Annotated in this window: 20 protein-coding genes; 12 read left to right on the plus strand and 8 right to left on the minus strand. The window is 71.2% G+C overall.

Going from position 1 to position 24,898, the window contains the following annotated elements; genetic code table 11:
• Window positions 1–20: 20 nt before the first annotated feature.
• On the minus strand, window positions 21–1,298 hold the full coding sequence (locus KZX45_RS14460; RefSeq protein WP_248258457.1) for an LCP family protein: 1,278 nt from the start codon (window positions 1,296–1,298) through the stop codon (window positions 21–23).
• A 177-nt stretch (window positions 1,299–1,475) separates the two neighbouring features.
• On the opposite strand from KZX45_RS14460, the gene KZX45_RS14465 reads away from it, so the two are divergent.
• Window positions 1,476–3,128: a M23 family metallopeptidase gene (locus tag KZX45_RS14465; protein ID WP_248258458.1), complete on the plus strand. Its 1,653-nt coding sequence runs from the start codon at window positions 1,476–1,478 to the stop codon at window positions 3,126–3,128.
• On the opposite strand, the gene KZX45_RS14470 is transcribed toward KZX45_RS14465, so the two are convergent.
• Window positions 3,116–3,598 (minus strand): DUF2304 domain-containing protein, encoded by a 483-nt coding sequence (locus KZX45_RS14470; RefSeq protein WP_248258459.1) that lies wholly within the window; start codon window positions 3,596–3,598, stop codon window positions 3,116–3,118. The two genes, KZX45_RS14465 and KZX45_RS14470, sit on opposite strands and share 13 nt — an antisense overlap.
• Before the next feature lie 14 nt (window positions 3,599–3,612).
• Complete coding sequence (locus KZX45_RS14475; RefSeq protein WP_248258460.1) at window positions 3,613–4,296, minus strand: glycosyltransferase family 2 protein; 684 nt, start codon at window positions 4,294–4,296, stop codon at window positions 3,613–3,615.
• A gap of 128 nt (window positions 4,297–4,424) precedes the next feature.
• Between KZX45_RS14475 and KZX45_RS14480 the strand changes: the two genes are divergently transcribed.
• Genes KZX45_RS14480 through KZX45_RS14490 form a run of 3 tightly spaced genes read left to right on the plus strand, consistent with a single transcriptional unit; the run spans window position 4,425 to window position 7,175 of the window.
• Window positions 4,425–5,018, plus strand: coding sequence for an acyltransferase (locus KZX45_RS14480; RefSeq protein ID WP_248258461.1), 594 nt, complete (start codon window positions 4,425–4,427; stop codon window positions 5,016–5,018).
• Entirely contained in the window at window positions 5,018–6,133 is a 1,116-nt protein-coding gene (locus KZX45_RS14485; protein WP_248258462.1) for a DegT/DnrJ/EryC1/StrS aminotransferase family protein, read from the plus strand. The genes KZX45_RS14480 and KZX45_RS14485 overlap by 1 nt, the downstream gene beginning before the upstream one ends.
• A 1-nt stretch (window position 6,134) precedes the next feature.
• Window positions 6,135–7,175, plus strand: a complete 1,041-nt coding sequence (locus tag KZX45_RS14490) for a Gfo/Idh/MocA family protein (protein ID WP_248258463.1) — start codon at window positions 6,135–6,137, stop codon at window positions 7,173–7,175.
• 62 nt (window positions 7,176–7,237) lie between these two features.
• On the opposite strand, the gene KZX45_RS14495 is transcribed toward KZX45_RS14490, so the two are convergent.
• Window positions 7,238–8,935: an asparagine synthase-related protein gene (locus KZX45_RS14495; RefSeq protein WP_248258464.1), complete on the minus strand. Its 1,698-nt coding sequence runs from the start codon at window positions 8,933–8,935 to the stop codon at window positions 7,238–7,240.
• Window positions 8,936–9,170: 235 nt separating this feature from the next.
• Here KZX45_RS14495 and KZX45_RS14500 point away from each other — a divergent pair, with 235 nt between their 5' ends.
• Together KZX45_RS14500 and KZX45_RS20360 are read left to right on the plus strand one after the other, a co-directional pair.
• A complete protein-coding gene (locus KZX45_RS14500; RefSeq protein ID WP_248258465.1) occupies window positions 9,171–10,478 on the plus strand; it encodes a lipopolysaccharide biosynthesis protein in 1,308 nt (435 codons plus the stop codon).
• On the plus strand, window positions 10,475–11,608 hold the full coding sequence (locus KZX45_RS20360; protein WP_248258466.1) for a glycosyltransferase: 1,134 nt from the start codon (window positions 10,475–10,477) through the stop codon (window positions 11,606–11,608). The genes KZX45_RS14500 and KZX45_RS20360 overlap by 4 nt, the downstream gene beginning before the upstream one ends.
• Here KZX45_RS20360 and KZX45_RS14510 read toward each other — a convergent pair.
• Both KZX45_RS14510 and wecB read right to left on the minus strand, forming a co-directional pair.
• Complete coding sequence (locus KZX45_RS14510) at window positions 11,587–12,696, minus strand: glycosyltransferase family 4 protein (protein ID WP_248258467.1); 1,110 nt, start codon at window positions 12,694–12,696, stop codon at window positions 11,587–11,589. The genes KZX45_RS20360 and KZX45_RS14510 overlap by 22 nt on opposite strands.
• The gene (gene wecB, locus KZX45_RS14515; RefSeq protein ID WP_248258468.1) at window positions 12,693–13,778 is read right to left on the minus strand and encodes a non-hydrolyzing UDP-N-acetylglucosamine 2-epimerase; all 1,086 of its coding nucleotides are present in this window, start codon (window positions 13,776–13,778) and stop codon (window positions 12,693–12,695) included. The genes KZX45_RS14510 and wecB overlap by 4 nt, the downstream gene beginning before the upstream one ends.
• 50 nt (window positions 13,779–13,828) lie before the next feature.
• On the opposite strand from wecB, the gene KZX45_RS14520 reads away from it, so the two are divergent.
• Window positions 13,829–15,004, plus strand: coding sequence for a glycosyltransferase (locus KZX45_RS14520; protein ID WP_248258469.1), 1,176 nt, complete (start codon window positions 13,829–13,831; stop codon window positions 15,002–15,004).
• 39 nt (window positions 15,005–15,043) lie between these two features.
• Window positions 15,044–16,198, plus strand: coding sequence for a glycosyltransferase family 4 protein (locus tag KZX45_RS14525; protein ID WP_248258470.1), 1,155 nt, complete (start codon window positions 15,044–15,046; stop codon window positions 16,196–16,198).
• Here the strand turns inward: KZX45_RS14525 and KZX45_RS14530 are convergent.
• A complete protein-coding gene (locus KZX45_RS14530; protein ID WP_248258471.1) occupies window positions 16,188–17,339 on the minus strand; it encodes a hypothetical protein in 1,152 nt (383 codons plus the stop codon). The genes KZX45_RS14525 and KZX45_RS14530 overlap by 11 nt on opposite strands.
• Window positions 17,340–17,437: 98 nt before the next feature.
• Here KZX45_RS14530 and KZX45_RS14535 point away from each other — a divergent pair, with 98 nt between their 5' ends.
• From KZX45_RS14535 to KZX45_RS14550, 4 genes are all read left to right on the plus strand, one after another.
• Window positions 17,438–18,733 carry a nucleotide sugar dehydrogenase gene (locus KZX45_RS14535; protein ID WP_248258472.1) on the plus strand — a complete coding sequence of 432 codons (1,296 nt, stop codon included), beginning with the start codon at window positions 17,438–17,440 and terminating at the stop codon, window positions 18,731–18,733.
• A 28-nt stretch (window positions 18,734–18,761) separates the two neighbouring features.
• The gene (locus tag KZX45_RS14540; RefSeq protein WP_248258473.1) at window positions 18,762–20,774 is read left to right on the plus strand and encodes a DUF6541 family protein; all 2,013 of its coding nucleotides are present in this window, start codon (window positions 18,762–18,764) and stop codon (window positions 20,772–20,774) included.
• Window positions 20,775–20,868: 94 nt separating this feature from the next.
• The gene (locus KZX45_RS14545) at window positions 20,869–21,702 is read left to right on the plus strand and encodes a glycosyltransferase family 2 protein (RefSeq protein ID WP_248258474.1); all 834 of its coding nucleotides are present in this window, start codon (window positions 20,869–20,871) and stop codon (window positions 21,700–21,702) included.
• A complete protein-coding gene (locus KZX45_RS14550; RefSeq protein ID WP_248258475.1) occupies window positions 21,663–23,657 on the plus strand; it encodes a DUF6541 family protein in 1,995 nt (664 codons plus the stop codon). The genes KZX45_RS14545 and KZX45_RS14550 overlap by 40 nt, the downstream gene beginning before the upstream one ends.
• A gap of 35 nt (window positions 23,658–23,692) precedes the next feature.
• Here KZX45_RS14550 and KZX45_RS14555 read toward each other — a convergent pair whose 3' ends face one another.
• Window positions 23,693–24,898, minus strand: a complete 1,206-nt coding sequence (locus tag KZX45_RS14555; protein WP_248258476.1) for an ABC transporter ATP-binding protein — start codon at window positions 24,896–24,898, stop codon at window positions 23,693–23,695.

The following is a 24,898-nucleotide window of genomic DNA, read 5'->3' on the forward strand; positions in this document are numbered from 1 at the left end:
CTGTGCGACGGGGCCGGCCGTCACTTGGTGCACACCGGGATGGTCGGCTCGGGGGAGGGGGCGGCCGTGACCACGCCGTCGTCGGTCGGCTCCTCGGTGGGCGGCGAGGTCGGGTCGTCCGTCGCGGTCTCCGTCGGCTCGGGGACGGGCGCCTCTCCCGTGCCGGTCAGCGTCGCGTCGATGGGACGGTCCGCCTTGATATTCTCCCACATCTGCTCCGCGTCCACGGAGGGGACGACGCGCGGACCCGCCCAGTCGAAGGGCATGGTCGCGAAGCTGATCGCCCCGGGCTCGAGGCCGCGCAGCGAGTTGGCGAGACCCGCCATGGTCGGCAGGCCGCCGATGTACGGGCCGGTCGTCAGGGTGGACGTGGCGGCGTCGAGGAACTGGTAGAGCGCGGGCAGGTCGGTGAGGAGGTTCTTGCTCAGGGCCTCGCGGGCGATCGCCGCGACGAGCTCCTGCTGGCGGCCGATGCGCGAGATGTCGGAGCCGTCGCCGACCGTCTTTCGCGCGCGGGCGACCCCGAGCGCCTCGGTGCCGTCCAGCACCTGGCACCCGGCCGCCACCTGCAGCTGCGCGAACGGGTCGTCGATCGGCTCAGGGATGTAGAGGGGGACGCCGTCGAGCGCCTCCACGACGTTCTTGAACCCGGCGAAGTCCACGACCACGAAGTCGTCGATGAAGATGCCGGTCAGGTCCTCGACGGTCCGGATCGTGCAGGCAGCCGCGGCGCCGACGTCGCCGGTCTCGCCACCGGTCTGGAAGGCCGAGTTGAACATCACGTCGTACTGCTCGGGCGTCTCGGTGCCGTCCGGGAGCCGGCAGGACGGGACGTCGACGAGGGTGTCGCGCGGGATCGAGACGACGTCGACGCGGGACCGGTCGGCGGAGACATGCGCGATCATCGTCGTGTCCGAACGCATGCCGGTGACCTCGCCGGCGGCGCCGGCGCCGTCGACGTCGCTCTCGCCCGCGCGCACGTCGGACCCCATGACCAGCAGGTTGATCGGCTGGCCCGCCTTGGAGTCGATCGGCTCGGCGGAGGCGACGGCGGAGGGGCGGTCGTCCCCGAGCAGATCGTCGATGTCGTGGCGGCCGATGTTGCCCTGCAGCTCGCTGTATGCGAAGGTCGCGCCGGACCCGAGGAACAGGGCCGCGGCCAGGGCGCCGACCCCGGTGCGGCGGAGCAGCCGGTGCCGCTCGAGCGTCCGGGCGTGCCGGGGAGACGTGAGCGGCTGCTCCGTCACGGCTCGCGTCAGGGACGCCCGGGGTCCGGGCGCGTTGGCATGTCTCGGCACGGTGTGATCCTACGGTTCGTTTCGACGACCCACGGTACAGGCGGCGCGGTCGCGCGCCGTACCCCTTCCCGGCGGGCGGCACGACGCTCCCGGGATTTCCGGACGTGCGGCGGATCCTGCTCTAGGGTCGGCGGTGGACCAGCTCGGAGCCCCTCGGGGCGCACCTCGGGGGATCACATGGCACGGTCGTTCCGCGTTGTTCTCGCCGCCACTCTCGTCGGAGCCCTGAGCGCGATGCCGACGTCGTCGGCCTCTGCCGCCCCGCCGCGCGGCGCCGTCGACGGACCTCTCGACACCGGCACGTACGCCGTGACGTCCTACTTCGGGGCCCGCTGCCTGCCGATCATCAACGCCTCGACGTCCCACGGCGGCGTCGACCTGGGCGCCGCCGACGGCTCGCCCCTCTACGCCGTGGCCGACGGGCGCGTGGTGCGCGCCGAGCCCAACTTCTCCGCGGGCCAGTGGCTGGTGGTCGAGCACGTGGTGGGCGGGCGCCGGGTCCAGGTGAGCTACTCCCACATGTGGGACGCCGACCGGTTCGTCCGCGTGGGGCAGACCGTGCGGCGCGGCCAGAAGATCGCCGAGGTCGGCTCGTCCGGCGTCTCCACCTCACCGCACCTGCACCTCGAGGTGTGGCTGGGCTCCTACGGCAGCGGCACCCAGGTGGACCCGCTCGGGTGGTTCCGGTCCCAGGGGGTCGACCTGCTCGGTGCGGCCATGAGGGTCGTGCCGCGGTCCGGCCCGGGCAGCTGCACGTACTACGCCGTCGGACCCACCCCCGTGCGCACGTCGGCCTCGGCCGGCGCCCCCGTGGTGGCCACGGTGCCGAACCACACGGTCCTGACGTCCAGCCCGGGCACCAAGTCCAACGGGTTCCTGCCGGTCCGGGCGGGGAACGTGTCGGGGTGGGCGCACGCCAGCGACGTCTCACCCACCCGGCTCGGGGTGCCGACGGCGCGCACCACCGGGGACGTGGTGCTCAGGAGCGCGCCCAGCGCCTCCGCCGCGGAGGTGGCGCCGCTCGGTGCGGGAACCGGCCTCGAGGACGTCGTGGCACTGTCCGCCGGGTGGTACCAGGTCGAGACGGGCGGGCGCACCGGCTGGCTGCCCGCCGGGCGGGTGCGGCTCGAGGCCGGCACGTCGCGCACGATCGACTACGGCTTCTTCCTCGCGAACACGTTCACCACGACGGCGGACACCGTCTTCGAGTACGGCGACTACTTCGACGAGTTCTTCGTCGGCGACTTCGACGGCGACGGCGTGGACACATTCGCGTACCGGCGCGGACGGATCTTCTACATTCGGGACACCAACCTGCCAGGCAGGCCGGATCGGACCGTCGCCTACGGGAGGCCGGGGGACACGGTCCTCGTCGGCGACTGGGACGGCGACGGGGTGGACACGTTCGCGGTCCGGCGGGGCAGCAGCTACCACATCAAGAACTCCGTCACCTCGGGACCGGCCGACATCGTGGTGGTTTACGGGCGCTCCGGCGACACGGTGCTCGTGGGTGACTGGGACGGGACCGGCGGGGACACGCTCGCCGTGCGCCGCGGGGCGGAGTACCACGTCAAGAACTCGATCACGGCCGGAGCCGCCGACCAGGTGGTCGTCTACGGCCGGTCGGGAGACGACGTGCTCGCCGGGGACTGGGACAGCGACGGGCGCGACTCGCTGGCCGTCCGGCGCGGGGCGGAGTACCACGTCAAGAACGCCATCGCGCCGGGCGGCGCCGACGTCCGGGTGGTTTACGGTCGCGCCACCGACGAGGTCTACGGCGGGGACTGGAACGGCGACGGCGAGGACAGCCTGGCTGTCTATCGCTTCTGACGCTCCCGTGAGGGCGGTGAGGCGATCGTCGGGTCGCCGCCGGGACCCGTGGCGGGAAGCTCGCGGCGCGCCGTCGGCTCCGCGTCCGCGCGCCGGACCGCGTCGCGACCCTCCGGCTGGGCCTCGTTGATCGCCTCCTGGGCGGCGATGGCCGCCTCCGCCAGCGCGATCTTGCGGGCCAGGACCGTGATCCGTCGGTTGAGCAGCGCCGTCGTGCGGTAGGTCGTGGCGAGCGAGCTCAGGAAGGCGATCACCAGGGCGTACAGCAGGAGGTCCGCGCCTCGGCCGACACCGAGCAGCCGGGCCAGCCAGGTGAGCCAGCTGGGGAAGAGCACCGACAGGACCGCCAGTAGGACGAACCCGACAAGCATCAGCCGGCGGACCGCCTGGTGGCGTGCCCCCGCCGTCGACCGCGTGAGCAGGACGGTGATGATGGCGATGGCCACCAGCAGGATGATCTGGATCAGCACGACAGCGCCCCCAACTAGTTGAACACCAGGTCGACAAGGATGTTGACCGAGTTGAGCAGCGACTGGCCCTTGCCCTTGGAGTAGTCCGTGTACAGGACGTGCACCGGGTACTCGGCCCACGGGAGTCCGGTCCGTCCGAGGTTCAGCACGATCTCCGTGGCGTGCGCCATCCGGTTCTGTCGGAGGTCGAGCTTGGAGGCCGCGTCCCGCCGGATCACCCGCAGCCCGTTGTGCGCGTCGGTAAGCCGCAGCCCGGTGGACTGGTTCGTGACCCAGACCGCGGTGCGTAGCACCAGGCGTTTGGCCAGGCCGGGGCGGGTGCGCGCGTCGAGGAAGCGGGAGCCGAAGACGATGGCGAGGTCGTCACGCCGGGCGAGCTGCACCATCGCCTCGGCGTCCTCGACCTGGTGCTGACCGTCGGCGTCGAACGTGACGATGTACTCGGCATCCGTCTGTTCGAGCACGTACCGCATGCCCGTCTGCAGCGCCGCGCCCTGACCGAGGTTGAAGGGGTGCCGGACGACGACGGCCCCCGCCCGTTCCGCCGCCGCGGCCGAGGCGTCGGCCGAGCCGTCGTCGACGCAGACGACGTTCGGGAAACGCTCGCGGGCGCGCGTGACGACGTCACCGATGACTGCGGCCTCGTTGTACAGGGGGACGACGAGCCACGCGTCGGTCACGGGAGGCACGGTGGACATGGACGACATTCTCGCAGGAGATCGGTCTGTCCCATTCGATGGTCCCGGGAGGCGGGTCGTGGTCTGGGATACCGTTCCCCCCGACCCGCCGCACAGCCCGGAGCGGGCCCAAGGACAAGGATGACTGCATGACGACGCGCATCGTTGACAGCGCAGATGTGTCGCCGGAGGCCGTGGTCGGGGACGGATCCTCGGTGTGGCACCTGGCACAGGTCCGCGAGGGGGCGGTCCTCGGTGAGGGGTGCGTGGTGGGTCGCGGCGCGTACATCGGCACCGGGGTGCGGATGGGGCGGCACTGCAAGGTGCAGAACTACGCGCTGGTGTACGAGCCGGCGGTGCTGGGCGACGGGGTGTTCATCGGCCCGGCGGTGGTGCTGACCAACGACACCTTCCCGCGCGCGGTGAACCCGGACGGGTCGCTGAAGTCGGCGCACGACTGGGAGCCGGTCGGGGTCACGATCGGGGACGGCGCGTCGATCGGCGCGCGGGCCGTGTGCATCGCACCGGTGACGATCGGGGCCTGGGCAACGGTGGCCGCCGGGGCGGTGGTGACGAAGGACGTCCCGGCGCACGCGCTGGTGGCCGGGGTGCCGGCCCGCCGGATCGGGTGGGTCGGTGCGGCCGGGGTTCCCCTGGTGCGCGAGGATGAGTTGTGGCGGTGCCCGGCCACGGGTGCGGTGTACGAAGAGTTCGAGGACACGATCAGAGAGGTGCGGGCCTGATGAGCCTGGAGATGATTCCTGCGGCGAGGCCGATCATCGGCGAGGACGAGCGGGTCGCGGTCGACCGGGTGCTCGCCTCGGGGATGGTGGCGCAGGGCCCGGAGGTCAAGGCCTTCGAGGCCGAGTTCGCCGAGCACCTGGTGCAGGGGCGGGAGTGCGTGGCGGTGAACTCGGGCACCTCGGGGCTGCACCTGGGGCTGCTCGCGGCCGGGATCGGGCCGGGGGACGAGGTCATCGTGCCCTCGTTCACCTTCGCCGCGACCGGGAACTCGGTGGCGCTGACCGGGGCGACGCCGGTGTTCGCGGACATCGAGCCGGACTTCTTCTGCCTGGACCCGGAGTCGGTGCGGGCGGCGGTGACGGAGCGGACGAAGGGCATCATGCCGGTGCACCTGTACGGGCACCCGGCGAACATGCCGGCCCTGCAGGCGATCGCGGACGAGCACGGCCTGATGGTGTTCGAGGACGCCGCACAGGCCCACGGCGCCTCGCTGGAGGGGAAGAAGGTGGGCACGTTCGGGGCGTTCGGGATGTTCTCGCTGTACCCGACGAAGAACATGACCTCCGGGGAGGGCGGGATGGTCTCCTGCGCCGAGCCGGAGATCGCGCGCCGGGTGCGGCTGCTGCGCAACCAGGGCATGGAGCGCCAGTACGCCAACGAGCTGGTCGGGCTGAACAACCGGATGACGGACATCCACGCCGCGATCGGCCGGGTCCAGCTGACCAAGGTCGACGCCTGGACGAAGCGACGCCAGGACAACGCCGCGTTCCTGGACGCGAACCTGGAGGGGGTGACCACCCCGCCGGTCGCGGCCGGGGCGGTGCACGTCTACCACCAGTACACGATCCGCATCCCCGGCGCGGCCGGGGCGGAGCGGGACCGGGTCGTGACCGCGCTGCGCGAGGAGCACCAGGTCGGCTCGGGGGTGTACTACCCGATCCCGAACCACCGCCTGGAGTCCCTGAAGGGCTACGCGCCGGGTTTGGAGCTGGCGGAGACGGAGAGGGCGGCGGCGGAGGTCATCTCCCTGCCCGTGCACCCCTCCCTGACCCAGGAGCACCTGGAGCGGATCGTCACCGCGGTCAACACCGTCGTGGTGAAGGCAGGAGCCTGACATGACCCAGCAGAACCTTCAGGACGCCGTCACCGACGCGGGCGAGCGTCCTGCGCTGCGGATGGGGCTGATCGGGCTGGGGTCGATGGGCCGCCACCACGCCCGGGTGATCCGCGAGACCCCCGGCATGGACCTCGTCGCGGTCGCCGACCCGGGCGGGGACAAGTTCGGCGTCGCCCGCGACCTGCCCGTCCTGCCCGACGTCCACGCCCTCATCGACGCCGGCCTGGACGCGGCGATGGTCGCGGTGCCGACGATCTACCACGAGGACGTCGCCCTGGCCCTGGCCGCCGCGGGGGTGCACACCATGGTGGAGAAGCCCATCGCCCACACGGCCGAGGCCGGCCAAAGGGTCGCCGACGCCTTCGACGCCGCCGGCCTGGTCGGCGCGGTCGGCTACGTCGAGCGGTGCAACCCGGCCCTGCTGGAGATGCGCCGCCGGATCGCCGACGGCGAGCTCGGCGAGGTCTACCAGATCGCCACCTCCCGCCAGGGCCCCTTCCCCGGCCGCATCAGCGACGTCGGGGTCGTCAAGGACCTCGCCACCCACGACGTGGACCTGACCGCCTGGCTCGCCCAGTCCCCCTACGAGTCCGTCTCGGCGCAGGTCACCCACCGCTCCGGCCGCGAGCACGAGGACATGGTCGTCGCCGTCGGGCGCCTGGCGAACGGGATCATCGTCAACCACATGGTCAACTGGCTCTCACCGCGCAAGGAGCGCCAGACCGTCGTCACCGGTGAGAATGGCGCCCTGGTCGCGGACACCGTCGCCGGAGACCTGACCTTCTACGCCAACGGCACCGTGGCGACCCAGTGGGACGCCGTCGCCACCTTCCGCGGCGTGTCCGAGGGCGACGCCATCCGCTACGCCATCAACAAACGCGAACCCCTGCGGGTGGAGCAGGAGAACTTCCGCGACACCATCCACGGCACCAACACCCCCACCACCACCGCCGTGTCCATGGCGGAGGGCGTGCACACCCTCACCGTCGTCGAAGCCCTCCTCGACTCCGCGAGTACCGGACGGTTCACAGGGATCTGACGCGCTGGTCGCCGCTCTCGGGGCCCCGGTTCCGAATCTGATGGCGTCCCGAAGGGCGGCTGTCAGTGGAGGAAGTACTTCTCCAGTGCGGCGACGGCGGTGAGCGCCTGCGTCTTCTCCAGGACGGTTCCCTGCTGGAACATCTCTGTGAGGTCGGACCGCACCTCGTTGCCCACGGGAAGGGTGTCGACGGTCCTGGCCCGTCGCGAGAAATGTTCCCGCACCGCAGGCTTCGTGGCGTACCAGAACTCGAACGGGTTCATGGAGTTCGCCGTCGCGCGCGCGGGAGCCGGAAGACGGAGCGCCTTCCGGAGCCGGGGAGGGCCGTACTTCCTGACGCCTCTAAGTTTGGCGCCCAGGCGCCCCTCGGAGAGATAGGCACCGGTCTTCTCCCACCGGAAGGAAGCGGCGCCCGGGTGCTTCCGCACGATCCACTCCTTGTACAGCTTGTGGTTCGCACGCAGCGCGAGCGGGACGCCGAGGCAGAACTCCATGAGCTCGACGTTCAGGAACGGGCTGCCGACCTCCGTGTAGTGCTGCCGGATCAGGTGGGTGTTCAGTGCGCCGTTGAATCCTCGCTGGTAGAACATGTAGATCTCCTGGTCCGAGTACGCATCGAGGTGCGTTCGGTCCAGCTTGTCCGCGAACCTGCTCGAGTACGCCCCCGCCATCCGGACCGGAGTCGTGCCGCTCGATCGCGGCAGGAACGAGCCGACGACGACGTCGCCCAGCTGACCCGTGTGCTCGATCCCGAAGTGGTCGAGGTTCAGCACGTCTAGCAGCTGCTTCCCGCCGGTGATGCCGGAGTAGAGGGCCAGGCCGTGGTTCATCGCGACGATCTGGCTGTCGTCGAAGATGAAGCTCGCGTCGTCCAGGCTCTTGAGCAGGAACTCGTTGCCGAGGTGATCGGCGATGTGGGCCGCGATGGTCGCGTCGAGGTAGCCGGACTGACTGAAGGTGATGTTGAGCATGTCCTGGTAGCCCAGCTGGTGGGCCACCCACGTCACCATCCGCGAGTCGAGCCCCCCGCTCAGGTCGACCAGGTGCCGGTACCCGTACTCGACGTCCTTCTCGAACTCCGTCCGCACGGCGTCCTGGAACATCGCGTCGAGCTGATCGACGATCTCCTCGACGGCCACGCCCGTGAGCTCGTCAGGTCGCCGGACGAGCTGGTGGTACCGGTGGACCGTCGCGGTTCCTCCCAGGACCTTCAGGTAGTGGCCGGGCGGAACGCGCGTGATCTCGTTCGCGTAGGTCTCGCCACCGGTCATGAAGCCGTAGGTGAGGATCGAGTACACGGCGTTCTCATTGACGGAGAGCTGTCGCCCGACCGCCCGGTTCCACGTGAGCAGATCGTTGACGTCGGAGCTGATCGCGAACATCTCGCCGGCGGTCGACCAGAAGACAGCCTTGTCGCCGACGTGGTTGGTGAAGGCCGTCCATTCGCGGGACGACTTGTCGTAGAAGGCGCCGGAGAAGCTGCCCCGGAAATACCTGAAGAAATCGTGCACGTCGTCGTCGAGATAGCCGCGCACCAGCTCGGCCAGCGAGCTCGCGTTCCGGTCCCGGAGCAGCGCGGACTTGTTGAGCAGCACGCCGTCGGTCACGACGATGTAGCGCTCGTCCTCGTGGAAGAGCTTGTCGTCGAGAAAGCGGGGGAGCGTGGCGCGGCGGACGTGGAGATCCTGGTGGTGGATCGATTCCGTGAGCAGCGAGCTGCCGCTGGCGGCCGTGGCCTTCCCGGGATCTCGGTTGGACACGAAAAACCCTGGCAAGGCGAGACCTCCAGTGGCGCGGGCGAGAAAATCCGGGTCAGTCTACTGGCCGCTCCTGCTGTCTCCGGGTTCCGCAGGGCGAGCCGGGTAGGGACTGGCCAGCTCCGGGTGGTGCCGATGTCAGGTCGGTTCTTCGCAGGCACTAGCCTCGTCCGAGGCGGGAGCCTCGTCGGAATGCGGGCACCGGCAGGTCATCAGTCATCGGAGGAGGTGCGGTGGATTGGTTTCTCGGCTCCGGACCTGGCTGACCGCGCAGCTCGGCGGCTCCCGGTTCGTCCGTCATGTCATGACGCTGATGTCGGGGACGATCTTCGCGCAGGTCGTCGCGATGGCGGCCTCGCTGGTGCTTGCTCGCATCTTCTCGCCCGAGGCGTACGGCGGCATCGCGATCTTCACCTCGGTCACCGGCGTGATCGTGACAGTCGCGTCGCTGCGGTACGAGGTCGCCATCATGCTCCCGAAGACGAACGACGACGCCCGCGTCGTCTACCGCCTCGCCTCTCGCTCCATCGCCATCGTGTGCCTCCTCGCCACTGTCGTGTTCGTCGCAGCCTCGCCGTGGGTGGCCGACCATTTCGACGACGTCGCCCTCTCTCGCTGGCTCATGCTCGGCGGACTCTCGGCCTACTTCCTCGCGCAGATCAACGCCATCAGCTACTGGCTCAACCGGCACACGCGGTACCGGACCATCGCAGCGAACAAGATGCAGCAGAGCCTCGGGACGGCCGGCGGCCAGATCGGGCTCGGTCTTGCGGGGCTCGTCTCCATGACTGGGCTGGTGCTGGGCCAGATCCTCGGGCAGGCGTGGGCGTGGGCGCGGCTCGTGCGCCACACGCCCGAGCTGCGCGGTCCGTTGCCCGAAGGCGGCCCCAGCGTTCGCGACATGGCGCGCCGCTACCGACGGATGCCCCTTCTCACCGGCCCGGCCGCGCTCCTCGACAGCCTGAGGCTGAACGGCATCAACCTGCTGGTCGCGACTTACGCGGTCTCCGCTCTCGGCCAGTTCAACATGGCCTGGCGCCTGCTCCAGGCGCCGGTGATGGTCATCAACGGTGCCGTCCAACAGGTGTTCCTCCAGCGCCTGGCCGCTGCCGTCCCCGGGGAGATGACCCGGCTGGTCCGCGCGGCGGTCGGTCGGTCCGCAGCCATCGGCGTTGTGCCGTTCGCGTTCCTCTGGATGATCTCGCCCTGGCTGTTCCCGTTCGTGCTCGGCGAGCAGTGGGACAGGTCCGGCGACTTCGCACGTGCCCTCACCCCGTGGCTCTACATGCAGCTCGTGACGGCGCCCATCTCCACCGTCTTCGTGGTCGCCGAGAAGCAGCAGCGGATGCTCGTCTTCTCCGCGGTGTTCTGCGTCCTGCCGCTCAGCCTGCTGGCGTTCTCGCCGTGGGACCTGCTCACCACCACCTACCTCCTGGGCGCTCTCATGGCGGCCATGCTGGTGATGATGGTCGTCATGACCGACGTGACGGCACGTGAGTACGACAGAACCGGCTCCGTGCGGGCCTCTGAAGGAGACCGACCGTGACCACCGCGCGCGACCGTCCCACGATGGTCTTCCACGCCCCGTACGCGATCGACCCGAACCCCACGTCGGCGAGTCGGCTGCGGCCCCTGCGCATGCGTGACGCGTTCGGCGAGCTGGGCTACGACGTCATCGAGGTCACCGGCCGGCCCGGGGAGCGGCGGGCGGCGCTCCGGGCGCTGCGCCAGCACCTGCGGGCCGGCGGCCGGGTGGACTTCCTGTACTCGGAGAGCTCGACCATGCCCAACGCGCTCGGCACCTCCGTCCGGCAGGGCTTCCCGCTGCTGCTCGAGCCGGCGCTCTGGCGGCTCTGCCGCGCGCACGGCGTGCCGTACGGCGTGTTCTACCGGGACGTGTACTGGCGATTCGAGACGTCCATGGCGGGGGCTTCCTGGTGGTGGTCCGCGCTCCTCCAGGTGCTCTACCGCTTCGATCTTCTGGTCTACCGGCTCGCTCGCCCCCACTTCTTCCTACCCTCGGAGCACATGGCCCCGGTGGTCCCGGTCCCGCCCCGCAGCTCCTTCACCGCCCTTCCGCCAGGGTCGGAGGTCCGCGACTCTCCGACGCCGCGCGGGCTGAGCCTCTTTTACGTCGGGGGCATCGGTGGTGACTACGACCTGCGGGTCTTTGTGCGCGCCGTCGGTCGCCTGGCGGGCCTGCCCCTCACCATGTGCGTACCACCGGCCCACTGGGAACGGGCGCGGCAGGAGTACGAGCCGCTGCTCGGGGACGCGACGGCCGTCGTCTATGCGCGCAGCGACAGGCTGGACGTCCACTACGAGGCGGCCTCCGTGGCCGTCCTCTATCTCCAGCCGACCGAGTACCGCCGGTTCGCGGTGCCTGTGAAGCTGTTCGAGTACCTCGGCCGGGGCAGGCCCGTCATCGCCTCCGAAGGCACGCTGGCCGGCGACATCGTCCGCGACAGCGGTGCGGGCTGGGTGCTGCCGTACGACGAGGAGGCGCTCGCCGCTCTGCTCGAGCGGCTCCGGGACGCGCCCGAGGAGGTGGCAGAGCGGGCCGCTGTCGCTCGCCGGGTGCGCGAGGACCACACGTGGCGGGCCCGGGCGGCCGAGGTGGCACGGGTGCTCGCAGGCGAGGGTGCGCTGGAGGATCAGGGCGTCAACGAGCGGTAGATGTCCTCGAGCTCCGCGACGGCGTGCGCCGTCGACCGACGGGACTCGACGAACTCGCGGCCGCGCCGGCCCATGTCCCGCCGCTCCTCGGCTGGCATCTCGAGCATGGCGCGCAGGGTCTCGGTGAGGGACTCGACGTCCTTCTCGCGGGCGAGCAGGCCCGTCTCGCCCCGGACGAGCATCTCGGAAGCACCGCCGGAGTCATTCACGACCACGGGTACGCCGCACGCCTGCGCCTCCAGGGTGACCAGCCCAGCGGCCTCTCGCCACCCTTCGTGTTCCTGCGTCGCCAGCACGAAGATGTCGCTGGCGCGCAGGGCGTCGCGCACCTGCGTGCGGTCGAGCGCGCCGCGCAGCTTGATGTGCTGATGGGTGCGCGCCTGCGCGGCGACGTCGTCCCGCAGCGGTCCGGTGCCGATCAGGTGGAGCTCATGAGGTACGACGTCGGCCAGGGCAAGGGACGCGGCCACGAGGTCGTGCACGCCCTTCCGCCGGTGCAGCGCCCCCACGTGGGTTACGACCGGAAGATCCCGCTCCTCCATGGGGCCCGGCGTGAACACGTCCGTGTCGACACCCTGGTAGTGAACGATCAGCCTGTGACGCGGAACGCCGGCATCCGCCGCGCGGTCCGCCAGGAATTTGCTCACCGGGAGCACCACCCGCGACGCGCGGGCGGCGGCGCGGAAGTTCTTCCGGTGCCAGCGCTGCATCACCGTCGTCACGGGCCGCAGGTTGAGGAAGACGTCCGCGCCGTGGAGCGTGGTGACGAGCGGTGCGCCCGTCCGTCGCGACGCCCGCACCGCCGGCAACGTCCAGGTGCCGGTGTGCTGGTGGACGACGTCGGGGCGGTACCTCGCGATCATCCGGGCCATGCGGCGCAGGAAGAGCGGTTCGAGCACCTCCCGCTGCCGGAAAGAGAGCAGCCCCGCACCCGGGACGGCCGCGTGCACAGGGGTGCGCAGAGCAGGGTCGGTGACCTCGGCGACGAGGGCGAAGAGCGAAGCCTCGCCGTCGAGCCGCTCGGCGTGCTGCAGCACGAAGTACGTCGGCGGGATCCGGACGGTGCCGACGGAGAGAGCGACCCTCACCGCGCCGGCACGGTGGCGGGAACGCCGGCGAGCAGCGCGTCGACCACCTTCTCGGCGGCGCGGCCTTCCCCGTACGGGGCGGCGTCCGTCTCGGCCGGCCGGGGCCTGGTAGCCGCGGCGACGAGTCCCTCGCCGGGCTCGGCGAGGACGTTCCACCCGAGCTCGACGGTCTCCACCCACTCCGTCTCGGTGCGTACGGTCGTGCACGGCGTGCGGAGGAGGAAGGCCTCCTTCTGCAGCCCGCCGGAGTCAGTGACGACGCCACGGGCACGCATCGTCGTGGCGACGAGCTCGCGGTAGGCCAGGGGCTCCACGACTCGGAGGGAGCCACCGGCGAGAGACAACCCGTGCTCGGCGGCCTTGGCGACCAGCCGGGGGTGGGCGGGCAGGACGACGGGCGCGTCCAGAGCCGCGAGCGAACCGATCGTGTCCGCGAGGCGCTGCGGGTCGTCGGTGGACTCGGCGCGGTGGATCGTCGCGAGGTAGAACTCACCGTCGCGGAGCCCGAGGCGCTCGAGCGACGCAGGCCGATCGCCCGTCAGCCCGTCCCGGGTCTGCAGCAGCACGTCGGTCATGACGTCTCCCACCACCCGGGTGCGCTCGCGGAGGCCCTCGCGCTCGAGGTGGCGGGCTGCCGTGTCGGTGGGCGCGAGGAGCAGGTCGGCGCAGTGGTCGGTCAGGACCCGGTTGTGCTCCTCCGGCATCTGCCGGTTGAAGGAACGCAGGCCTGCCTCGAGGTGCGCCACCGGCAGGTGGATCTTCACGGCGGCGAGCGCGGCGGCCAGCGTGGAGTTCGTGTCGCCGTACACCAGCACCCAGTCCGGGCGGTGCTCGGCGAGCACGTCCTCCAGCCTGGCGAGCATGGCGCCGGTCTGGTGACCGTGGCTCGCCGACCCGACGCCGAGGTGGACGTCGGGCGCCGGGATGCCGAGCTCGTCGAAGAAGACGTCCGAGAGCATCGGGTCGTAGTGCTGCCCGGTGTGGACGATGACGTGGTGGACGCCGCGCGCGGCGGCCTCGTGCGCCACCGGCGCGAGCTTGACGAACTGTGGACGGGCGCCGACGACGGAGAGAACCTTCATGTCGGATACCCTAAGCGCGACCGCGAAGCGTTTCGGAAGGGGCCGCCGGGGTGCACGTCCTGCAGGTCCCGTCCTGGTACCCCGACGACGCGAACCCTCTCGGCGGGAGCTTCTTCCGGGACCAGACGCACATGCTCCGCGACGGCGGCCTCGAGGTGGGTGTCTGCTCCGTGGCCCACACGCATCTCGCGCGGTGGGTGCGCGGGGGTGGGGCGACGGTCAGCAGGGAGGACGGCGTCGTCGTCGTTCGCGGCGTCGTGCCGACCATGCCCGGCAAGGTGCAGGTGATGGAAGGCGCTGTAGTCCGGCGGCTGGCACGGCGTGCGCTCGCCGCCTACGAGCGCGAGGCCGGCGTCCCGGACGTGGTCCACGCCCACTCCGTCCTGCCGGCGGTGCACGTGGCGGCCGAGGCGTCCCGGCGCTGGGGCGTTCCCTACGTCCTCACGGAGCACCGGCCGTGGTCCCTCACCGTGCCGCGCACGGGGGGCCGCTTCGCCGGCATCCGCGGTGCCGTCCGGGGAGCGAGCGGCCTCGCCACCGTCTCCACGGCGATCGCGAGCGAGCTCGCGGCGCACTACGGAACCCCGCCGTGGGACGTGATCGCGCTCCCGGTCCCCGACGCCTTCTTCGCCGAGCCGTTGCGCGCGCGGAACGCCGACGACGAGGTGGTGCTGACGCACATCTCCCATCTCGACGTGAACAAGCGCCCAGAGCTGACCCTGCGGGCCTTCGCCACCGTCCACCGGCGCGTGCCCCGGACCAGACTCCGCATCGTGGGCGGCAGTCCTCTTCGAGTCGAGGAACTGTCGGCAGTGGCAGCCGAGCTGGGGATCTCCGATCACGTGGAGCTGCCCGGGCGGCTTCCGCGTCAGGAGGTGGCCGGCGTTCTCGCGTCGAGCGACGTCTTCGTGCTCGCCAGTGCCGTCGAGGCCGGCGGGACGGTGCTCTCCGAGGCACAGGCGTGCGGCGTGCCGGTCGTGGCCACCCGGACGTGGGCGGGTCAGTTCTCCGTGGAGCCGGGCACCGGCCTGCTCGTCGACGTCGACGACGAGGCGGGGCTCGCGGACGCCCTCACGCACATGGTCCGCCACCTCGACGACTTCCCTCGGGAGTCGATCCGGGCCCGGGCGCGGCAACGCTTCAGCGCCTCCACGTTCGTGGGTGCGAGCACGGACCTGTACGAAAGGGCGCTCGCTGGTACGAGGCCCGCTGCGGACGTCCCGTAGGCTGCCAGGGCTGAACGGACGGCACTGCAGGAGGACTCGGTGGGGAGCAGCACAAGGGCGTTCGTGGCGTCCCGGATCTTCGTGCCGGAGCCGGCGGCGGCCTCCTTCCGGCTGGAGGCACTGGCCCTGGCCCTGCAGGACGACGGTGCCGACGTCACGGTCCTGACCACGCGTGCTCCCGACGGCGCGACGCCGGACGTCCCCGGCGTCGACGTGCGTCGCTGGCCGGTGCTGCGCGACCCGACCGGCTATGTCCGGGGCTACGTGCAGTACTTGAGCTTCGACGTTCCGCTCTTCCTCCGCCTGCTCCTCGCGCGGAGGCCGGACGTCGTCGTCGCTGAGCCACCGCCCACGACCGGTGCCGTGGTGGCGCTGGCGGGCATCGTGCGGCGGTTCCCCTACGTCTACTACGCGGCGGACATCTGGTCCGACGCGGCAGGGGCGAGCGCGCCGCGGCCGGTGGTGGCCGCGCTCCGGGCCGTCGAGCGACTCGTCCTGCGCCGCGCGGCGGCGGTCCTCGCCGTCTCGCCCGAGGTGGGCGAGCGTGTCCAAGAGCTCGGAGCCAGGCGGGTCTCGGTCGTGCCGAACGGGATCGACACCCGCGTCTTCGCAGCCGAGGGCGCCGCACCGGCCCCCGCGGCGGGCCGGTACTTCCTGTACGCCGGCACGGCTTCGGAGTGGCAGGGCGCGGAGGTATTTGCGAGCGCGATGCGCCGCGTTTACGCCCGCCACCCCGACGTCCGGCTCGTGTACCTCGGCCAGGGCAGCTCCTGGGAACGAATCCGCGAGATAGCCCGCACGCTCCCGGACGGTGTCGTCCGTATGCACGACAGAGTCTCCCCGGCCGAGGCCGCTGCCTGGTTGCTCGGTGCCGTCGCGTCGCTGGTGAGCATCCGGCCCGGACTGGGCTACGACCTCGCCAGGCCGACGAAGGTGTTCGCCGCGCTCGCCGTCGGGTGCCCCGTGGTCTACGCCGGCCCGGGCCCCCTTCGTGACGTGGTCGACCAGGGGTTCGGCTGGACCACCAAGCACGACGAGGAGGCCGTCGCCGAGGCGATGCTCCGTGCGCTGGACGGACCACGCCCGGACCCGGCGTCCGCGCGCAGGTGGGTGGAGGAGCACGCCTCGTTGCGCGCGACTGGCGAGCGGGCGGCCGATTCGGTGCTGGGTGTCGCTCGGCGGCTCACGCTGTGATCGTCGTAATGATCTCCCGGGCGAGTGCGGCCTCTCTCTCGAAGGACAGCTCGCGACTGGCCTGGTGCGAGGCCTGCTTGTAACGGGCGATCTCCTCCCGGCCGAGGCCGCGAAGGCTGTCGACGATCGTGTCGAGCTCGAAATCGTCGCTGACGATTCCCAGGCGGTGATCCCGGACCACCCTCGCCATCTCGGGTGTCGGTCCGATGGCGACGGCCAGGCGGGCCTGGACGAAGTCGAAGAGCTTGTTGGGCAGGGTGCGGGCCGCGTTGGGGTTGTACGGCGGGATCCAGAAAACCCCGACGTCGTAGGCGTTCAGCGTCGTGGCCAGCGCGTCGGGCGCGACCGGCGGGTGAAACCTGATGTGCGGCGCTCCGTGCGCACGCTCCTCGAGCGAGCGCAGGTACCGCCCCCCGTCAGCAGCCGGCACCAGGTACAGGTCCAGGCTGAAGTCGTCGCCCAGCCGGACGGCGGCGTCAAGCATGAGTTCGATCGATCTGCCCGGCACCGCGCCGCCCGAGTGGACGAGGCGGATCCGGTCGTCATCGACCGGTGTCGGCCGGAGATCTGCCCACGCTGCGGCGTTGCGCATGACGCGCGGCCGGACGCCGTACCGGTCGGCGTAGAGGTCCGCGATGGAGCCCGCAACGGTGGTCGTGGCCGCGCACCTCGGGAGGTACACGCGGCAGCAGTGGTCCATCAGGGGTGCGACCAGCAGACGCCACGAGGTGAGCTGGGTGCGCTCCTCGGGGGCCCACTCGTGCATGTCCGCCCACACCGGCGCATCACCCGCGAGCCGGAAGGCAGCAGGGAGCGACCTAGCATCGTTCGCCACCACGGCGTCCCACCGCCGTCCCTGGCCGAGACGCAGCGCCGCTCTCGACGCCGGGGCGGCTAGCTCGGCCGACCGCAGGCGTCGCGTGGCGAGCTTGAGTACGCCCGAGGGCGTCTGCGGCAGGGACATCGCCGAAGTGGGTATCTCAAGGTGTTCCGTGGCGCCCGACGGACGCGGCCCGTACCCCATCGTTGTGACCTCGGCCACCTGTGACACCGCGGAGATCTGCCGGAGGAGGCGCGCGTCGCGCACGAGTTCGGAAAAAGACAGGATGAGCACGCGCGGGCGTTTCGGCATGCCGCCCATGGTAGGGCGGGCCCCGGCGGCTTCCGGACGGTCCCAGGAGCCAGCGCGCCGGCGTGGGTACGCTGGCCCCCGACCTACTCTCGTCTCTGAGGAGAAGCATGCGCATCGCAGTCGTCGCACTGGGCAAGATCGGTCTTCCCCTGGCGGTCCAGTTCGCCGACGCCGGCCACGAGGTGGTCGGGGTGGATGTGCAGAGATCAGTCGTGGACCTGGTCAACGCCGGGACGGAGCCGTTCCCGGGTGAGGCGCACCTGCAGGAGAAGCTGGCCGAGCTGGTGCCGGCCGGGCGCCTGCGGGCGACGACGGAGTACGCCGAGGCGATCCCGGGCGCGGACGCGGTGGTGCTGGTGGTGCCGCTGTTCGTCGACGACGAGACGTGGGCGCCGGACTTTGAATGGATGGACGCCGCGACCCGGTCGCTGGCCGAGCACCTCACGCCCGGGACGCTGATCTCGTACGAGACGACCCTGCCGGTGGGGACCACCCGGAACCGGTGGAAGCCGCTGATCGAGGAGATCTCGGGGCTGAGCGAGGGTGAGGACTTCCACCTGGTGTTCTCCCCGGAGCGGGTGCTGACCGGGCGGGTGTTCGCCGACCTGCGGCGCTACCCCAAGCTGGTGGGCGGGCTGTCCGAGGCGGGCACGAGGCGGGCGGTGGAGTTCTACGAGGCCGTGCTGTCCTTCGACGACCGGCCCGACCTGGCCCGGCCGAACGGGGTGTGGGACATGGGCACCGCCGAGGCGGCGGAGATGGCCAAGCTCGCCGAGACCACCTACCGCGACGTCAACATCGGCCTGGCGAACCAGTTCGCGCTGTTCGCGGACAAGGCCGGGATCGACGTGTACAAGGTCATCGAGGCCTGCAACTCCCAGCCATACTCCCACATCCACCGCCCGGGCATCGCGGTGGGCGGGCACTGCATCCCGGTCTACCCGCGCCTGTACCTCTCCACCGACCCGGACGCGTCCATCGTGCGCACCGCCCGCCAGTCCAACGCGGCCATGCCCGCGCACGTGGTCGCCCGGGCCGCGGAGGTCCTGGGGGACCTGTCCGGGCTGCGGGCCGTGGTCCTCGGCGCCTCCTACCGCGGCCGGGTCAAGGAGACCGCGTTCTCCGGGGCCTTCGCCACCGTCGACGCCCTGCGCGAGCGCGGGGCGGCCGTGGCGGTGCACGACCCGATGTACACCGACGACGAGCTCGCCGCCCTCGGCTGGGAGCCCTACCACCTCGGCGAGAGCGCGGACCTGGCCATCGTCCAGGCCGACCACCCCGAGTACGCCGACCTGACCCCGGCCGACCTGCCCGGGCTCCGGCTGCTCTTCGACGGCCGCCGGGTCACCGACGCCGCGGCCTGGAACGGCACCCCCCGGCTAGTGATCGGCGGCGGCGCATGAGGTCGGTGCGTCCGACGTCGGCGCATTGATGACCTGGACGCAGACGCTGCCGGTGGCCCTGGCCGCCCTGGCGGTGCTCTACATCCCCGGGGCACTAGTGCTTCGAGCCCTGCCGGCCCGCGGTCTCGTCGCCCTCGCAGGCGCGCCGGCCGTGACCTTCGGCGCCCTCGGTGCCGTGGCAATCGGCCTATCCGCGGTGGGTGTGCCCTGGTCCCCACTCTCGGTGGGCCTCGTGCTCGTCGCGCTCCTGGCTGTGGGCGTCGCGGTCACGTGGAAGATGCGAACCCGGGAGGCTCCGGCGGAGGACGGCGGCCGATGGTGGGCGGTGGCCGTCGCGGGCTCGGCGGCGGTCGGGTTCCTCGTGCAGGCGCTGCCGCTCAAGGCGGGGATGATCCATCCCGGAGCTTTGCTGCAGGCGTGGGACGCGCCCTTTCACTACAGCGCCATCGAGATCGTCAGAGACTTCGGCGACGCGTCGCCGTTCGGGGGCCTTGATCCGCTCTACGGAGACTCGGCGCAGTCCGTCTTCTACCCGTCGCTCTGGCACGCGGTCGCAGGGCTGCTCCCCGGGCCTGCGGTGCTCGTCGCGAACGTCATGCTCTTCGTCGCGCTCGGCACCTGGATGCTCGGCGTGGCGGCGCTGGCCCGAGTCTGCTTTCCCAGCTTGCCGGCGGTCGCGGTGGTCGCGCCGCTGGTGGCGGGGGCGTCGACCGCCTACCCGTCGGTCATGATCCGCATGTCGCAGTACCCGCTGACCGTGGCCGTCGCCCTGGTCCCGGGCGTTCTCGCGCTCGTCGCTCACGTGGTGCTCGGGCGGAGGAGCAGCCGCCGCGCGAGGGGCGGCCTAGCCAGACCCGCGACCATCCTCGTGCTCCTCGGTCTCGCGGCCCTCGGCCTGTTCGCGGTTCATACCTCCGCCCTGGTGGCCGTGGCGTTCGCCCTCGCACCGCTGGTGCTGCTCCAGGTCGCCACCGTCGTCCGGAGCCTCGCGCGCGCCGGTCGAGGTGTGGCAGCTGCCGCCGTCGCTGCCGGATCTGTTGCCGTGGCGGCCGCGGCAGTCTGGTCGGTGCTCTCGACGGAGCGGCTGCGCTCGATGATGGGATTCGAGCGCGACGTGACGGCCGTCGGGGCCAGCGTGCGCAACGCCCTGCTCATGGACTCGTTCGGGCCCGCCGACCCGTTGGTGAACCTGCCGCTGGCTGTCGCCGGAGGCATCGGGCTAGTCGTGGCGCTCACCCGCCGCAGCAGTCGCTGGCTGGCTCTCGCGTGGGCGCTCTTCCTCGCGGTGTACGTGGTGGCTTACCTGCCCGCGGGACCCTGGAAGTTGCTCAGCGCCTTCTGGTACAACGAGGGCTCGCGCGTCCAGGCGGTCGCAGACACCCTGTGGGCCCCGCTCGTGGCCGTCGGCGTCTGCTTCGTCGGGAGCCTGCTCGTCTACCTCGTGCCCGGGCGTGCGCGGACCGCTCCGAGACGCGCGCGGACCGCTCAGGGAGGGTGGCGGGCGGTGACGGCGGGTGTGCTGGCCGTTGTGCTCGGGATCGGATGCTTCCTGGTCTCCGGAGGTTTCCGCGCGGAGGAGAAGTCGCAGTTCTGGATCGCGCCGTACTTCGTCCCCGACGCGATGGCGGCCCGTGGCGCCTACGCCTCCGACGAGGAGGTGGCGATGCTCTGGCGGCTCCGGCAGACGCTGCCGGCGGATGCGGTGGTCGTGGGGGACCCGTTCAACGGAGCGGCGTTCGTGCCCGCCGTGACCGGACGCAGGGCCGTTCCGCCCCACGTCTCCGGCGGCAGCGCTCGGGCAGCCGACGCCCAGTACCTGCTCCAGCACTTCAGGGACGTCGGCGAGGACCCCGCGGTGTGCGCCGCGATCGGACGCCTCGGAGTCACGCACGTGTACCTCGACGCGCCGATCACCATCTACGGGTGGGATCTCGCCCAGAGCAATCCCGGCATGTACGGCGTCGACACGGCCGGGTTCGAACGGGTCGACGCCGGTGGGACCGCCTCTGTGTGGAAGATCACTTCCTGCGGTGGTTTCTGACGGCCCGGATGGGACGCCGGGGCCGACGTATTAGCCTGAGCGAATGGTCCGAGACGGGGAGAGTGTTGGTGGGTCCCGCGTACGGGTGGTGAGCGTGACGTTCAACCCCGGCCCCGAGCTCGAGCACTTCGCGCGTTCGTTGAGCGAGGCGACGCGGTCGCCCTACACGTTCGTGCTGGTCGACAACGGGGACGAGCGCGATGTGGTCGACGACGTCGCGGAACGGTACGGCGCCGAGGTCCTGCGCCCCGGCACCAACCTCGGGTACGGCGCCGCCGCCAACCTCGGCGCCCGCGCCGGCGCCGAACCCTGGGTCGTCGTCGCGAACCCGGACGTGATCTGGCGGCCCGGCTCGCTCGACGCGCTTGTGGAAGCAGGAGACCGGCTCCCCGACGCGGGCGCCCTGGGACCGCAGATCCTCAACACCGACGGCACTGTCTACCCGTCGGCGCGCGCGGTGCCCTCGCTGCGGCAGGGCGCCGGGCATGCGCTGCTCGCGAGGGTCTGGCAGAACAACCCGTGGACCCGTGCCTACCGGCGCGAGCACGAGTTCGTCGAGCCGGCGGAGCACGCCGTCGGCTGGCTCTCCGGCGCGTGCCTGCTGCTGCGGCGCGCGGCGCTGGCGCCCGCCGGGGGCTTCGACGAGAGCTACTTCATGTTCTTCGAGGATCTTGATCTGGGTGAGCGACTCGGTCGAGCGGGCTGGCACAACATCTACGTTCCCTCCGCGGTGGTGGTCCACGACCAGGGCGCGAGCTGGCGGGAGCGGCCGGCCTCGATGATCCGGGCGCACCACCGCAGCGCGGAGCACTACCTGCACAGGCGTTACGCCGCCTGGTACCTCGCTCCGCTGCGGCTCGCCATCTCGGCGGGACTGCGGGCGCGCGCATGGTGGGAAACGCGCGGGTCGACGCGCCGCGCCGCATGACGATGCTCGACCTTCTCGCCTCCGTAGCGGTTGTCGTGCTGCTGCTGTTTGTACCCGGTGCCGCCTGTCTGCGCCTCCTCGGCGTCCGGGGGATCCTCGTCGTCGGCGCTGCGCCGGCCGCGAGTATCGCCGTCATCGGTGCCGGCACAGTGCTGCTGGACCTCCTCGGCGTCCCGTGGCTCTGGTGGTCGGCGGGCCTCTGGCTGGTGCTGGTCTGCGGCGTCGTCGGTCTGTTCGGGCGGCTCACCGCCGGCTCCGTGCGGCTGGCGGCCCCGGACAGGCGCGGGCTTGCCATGGTCGTCGGGGGCCTCGCCGTCGCCTTCGCGGTCCAGGTCGCGGCGTACCACCAGGGCATGGGCAGCCTGAGTGCCGTCCCGCAGATGCACGACTCCCTCTTCCACCTCAACGGTGTCGAGCTCGTCAGTCGCACCGGCAACGCCTCGCCGTTCGGTGGTCTGGCGGGGATGTACGGCGACGGCGGAACCGGGTACTACCCGAGCGCTTGGCACGCGGTCGTCGCGCTCGCCTCGGCCGTGGCGCCGATCGAGGTGGCGACCGGCGCCGCGCTGTACGTCGCCATCCTCATGCCGTGGCTGTTGGGGATCGCGGCGCTGGGCGCGGTGGCGGTGCCCGGGCGTCCGGTCGTCGCGGCGGTCGCCCCCGTCGTCGCATGCTCGTTCCTCACCTTCCCGACGATCGCTGCGGTGTTCAAGGGAATGTATCCGTTCGGGTTCTCGGTAGCCCTGACCCCTGGTGCGCTCGCGCTCGCCGTGGCGGTGCTGCAACGTCTCCGGGAGAGCCGTGGGCGCGGGGTCCTCACCGCCGCGCTGTCCTCCGCAGGGGTCGTGCTCGCACACGCCTCGGGCGCGGCGGCGCTGGCGCTGCTCGTCTCGCCCGTGCTCGTGCAGGAGTGCTGGCGGCTCGGGACTCGTCTGGTGCGGGGACGCAGGGGCGTGCCGGGGGTTGCGGTTGCCGCCGCTCCGTGGGTGCTGGGTCTCGCGTTCGTGGTCGCCGTCTACACCGTGCCGCGCCTGCAGGCGATGGCGAACTTCGCCAGCCCGGAGCAGGGCCGGTCCACAGCACTCGTCCAGGCGCTGCTGTCCGAGCGCACCGGCGAGGCCTCGACGTGGGTCAACGTCGTCATGGTGGCGCTCGTCAGCGTCGGGCTCGCCGCGGCCGCAGCGAGAGCGCATACGCGCTGGCTCGCCTTCTCGTGGTTGCTCGCCCTCGCCGCGTACGTCGTGACGGCCGGCCCCGAGGGACGACTCCGGGTGCTTGCCGGCTTCTGGTACAAGTCTCCGGACCGCGTCGACTCCCTTCTGGTGACGATGTCCGCGGTCCTCGGCGCCGTCGGCCTCGCTGCCGTGGGGATCACCGTGATGAAGGCGGTGCCGCGGGTCGCGCCCCGGGTGCCGGCTCGGGCCGCGTCGGTCGCTGCAGCCGCCGTGGTACTGGTCCTCCTCGGGCTCTCCTTCGCGACGTCCGGCGGCTTTCGCCACGACGAGCGTGTGCTGTGGACCGCCCGGGCGTACGACCCGGAGCGGATGATCCACCCTCCCTGGGCGAGTGGGTCCGAGCTGGACTTCGTTCGCGGTCTGCGCGACGTCCTGCCGGCGGACGCGCAGGTGCTCGGGGACCCTATGAACGGGGCCGGCTTCATACCTGCGCTGGCCGGCCGGCAGACCGCCGTCCCGGCGTTGGGTGACTCGGTTCCCACCGAGGCCGAGGACTTCCTCATGCAGACCTTTCGCAACATCCACACCGACCCGACGGTGTGCGACGTGCTCGACGAGGAGGGCATCGGCTACTACTACGAGGACGTGTCCGTGCCCTACGGGGCACGGACACTGGCCGACTTTCGGCCGGGACTCTACGGCGTCGACACCGCCGACGGGTTCGACCTGCTGGCACGGGAGGGGACCGCGGCCCTCTACCGGATCACCGCCTGCGGCTGAGGAAGGCGTCGCACGGCTGATCTGTCAGGCCCCGATCAGGGCGTGACGGTGACCCTGGGCCTGCTGTGCAGGTATCCGACCGTCTGACCGGAGGACGTGACCGTGAAGCTTGCGGCCCGGGCGGCGCGGTCGATGTCCTTGCCCGCGGAGTCGCGCACCGCGACGTTGACCGCATAGTCGCCCTGACCGATCTCCAGCGCGGGCAGGGTCACCGAGAAGTTGACCGAGTTGTCGACGGGCGGGAGGGACACGTCGAGGAGCGTGGTGTCGGTGCCGAAGATGACCTGCCCGAGCGGGGTCTCGATGCTGGTCGCCAGGGTCCAGGCCTCCAGCGGCTCGCGAACCTCGAGCACGCCGCTCACGGTCAGGTCGTCACCGGGCACGATGGAGAGCGACTCGCCGTCCTGACCGGGCGAGGAGAGCGCCACACCGCTGATCCGTCCCCTGCGGGCGGCTGTCGGCCCGCTGACCGTCGTGGCCTCCCGCTGCTGGATGTCCTCCTGGATCTGCGCCTCGTAGTCCCTGCGCAGCCGGCGCAACGCCTCACGGGGCGTTCCATCGGCCAGGATCTTGCCTTTCTCGAGGACGACGGCGCGGTCGCAGACCTCGGCCACCTGCTCGGCGGAGTGGCTCACCAGCACGATCGTGCGACCGTCGTGCTGGAACTCGCGGATCTTCTCCATGCACTTGCGCTGGAACGGCTCGTCGCCCACGGCCAGCACCTCGTCGACGAGGAGCACGTCCGGGTCCACGTGCACGGCCACGGCGAAGGCGAGGCGCACATACATCCCGGACGAGTAGAACTTCACCTGCGTGTCGATAAAGTCCTCGATGCCGGAGAAGTCCACGATGGCGTCGAAGTGCCGGTCCGTCTCGCGCTGGTGGAGACCGAGGATCGCGGCGTTCAGGTACACGTTCTCGCGCCCGGTGAGGTCGGGGTGGAAGCCCGCTCCGAGCTCGAGGAGAGCCGCCAGGCGCCCACGGCGCAGCACCTCGCCGGACGTCGGCTGGATGATCCCGCCGATCGTCTTGAGCAACGTCGACTTTCCCGAACCGTTGGGCCCGACGAGACCCACCGAGGTGCCCGCGTCGATCGCGAGGCTGACGTGGTCGAGGGCCCAGAAGTCCTCCTTGAACCTCGCCGACCGGCCCGCGTTGACGATGCGTTCCTTGAGCGACTTCTCCTTGCGGATGACGAACCGCTTGGACACGTCGCGGATGTCGATAACGCTGCAGTTCAT

The sequence above is a fragment of the Georgenia sp. EYE_87 genome, from assembly GCF_023148685.1.
GTDB lineage: Bacteria > Actinomycetota > Actinomycetes > Actinomycetales > Actinomycetaceae > Georgenia.

Bases quoted from the DNA above. Each gene is read 5' to 3' on its own strand.
- KZX45_RS14480 (WP_248258461.1), top strand. From the start codon at position 4,425: ATGACGACGCGCATCGTTGACAGCGCAGATGTGTCGCCGGAGGCCGTG.
- KZX45_RS14490 (WP_248258463.1), top strand. From the start codon at position 6,135: ATGACCCAGCAGAACCTTCAGGACGCCGTCACCGACGCGGGCGAGCGT.
- KZX45_RS14550 (WP_248258475.1), top strand. From the start codon at position 21,663: ATGGTGGGAAACGCGCGGGTCGACGCGCCGCGCCGCATGACGATGCTC.
- wecB (WP_248258468.1), bottom strand. From the start codon at position 13,778: ATGAAGGTTCTCTCCGTCGTCGGCGCCCGTCCACAGTTCGTCAAGCTC.
- KZX45_RS14540 (WP_248258473.1), top strand. From the start codon at position 18,762: ATGACCTGGACGCAGACGCTGCCGGTGGCCCTGGCCGCCCTGGCGGTG.
- KZX45_RS14530 (WP_248258471.1), bottom strand. From the start codon at position 17,339: ATGGGCGGCATGCCGAAACGCCCGCGCGTGCTCATCCTGTCTTTTTCC.
- KZX45_RS14535 (WP_248258472.1), top strand. From the start codon at position 17,438: ATGCGCATCGCAGTCGTCGCACTGGGCAAGATCGGTCTTCCCCTGGCG.
- KZX45_RS14465 (WP_248258458.1), top strand. From the start codon at position 1,476: ATGGCACGGTCGTTCCGCGTTGTTCTCGCCGCCACTCTCGTCGGAGCC.
- KZX45_RS14555 (WP_248258476.1), bottom strand. From the start codon at position 24,898: ATGAACTGCAGCGTTATCGACATCCGCGACGTGTCCAAGCGGTTCGTC.
- KZX45_RS14485 (WP_248258462.1), top strand. From the start codon at position 5,018: ATGAGCCTGGAGATGATTCCTGCGGCGAGGCCGATCATCGGCGAGGAC.
- KZX45_RS14475 (WP_248258460.1), bottom strand. From the start codon at position 4,296: ATGTCCACCGTGCCTCCCGTGACCGACGCGTGGCTCGTCGTCCCCCTG.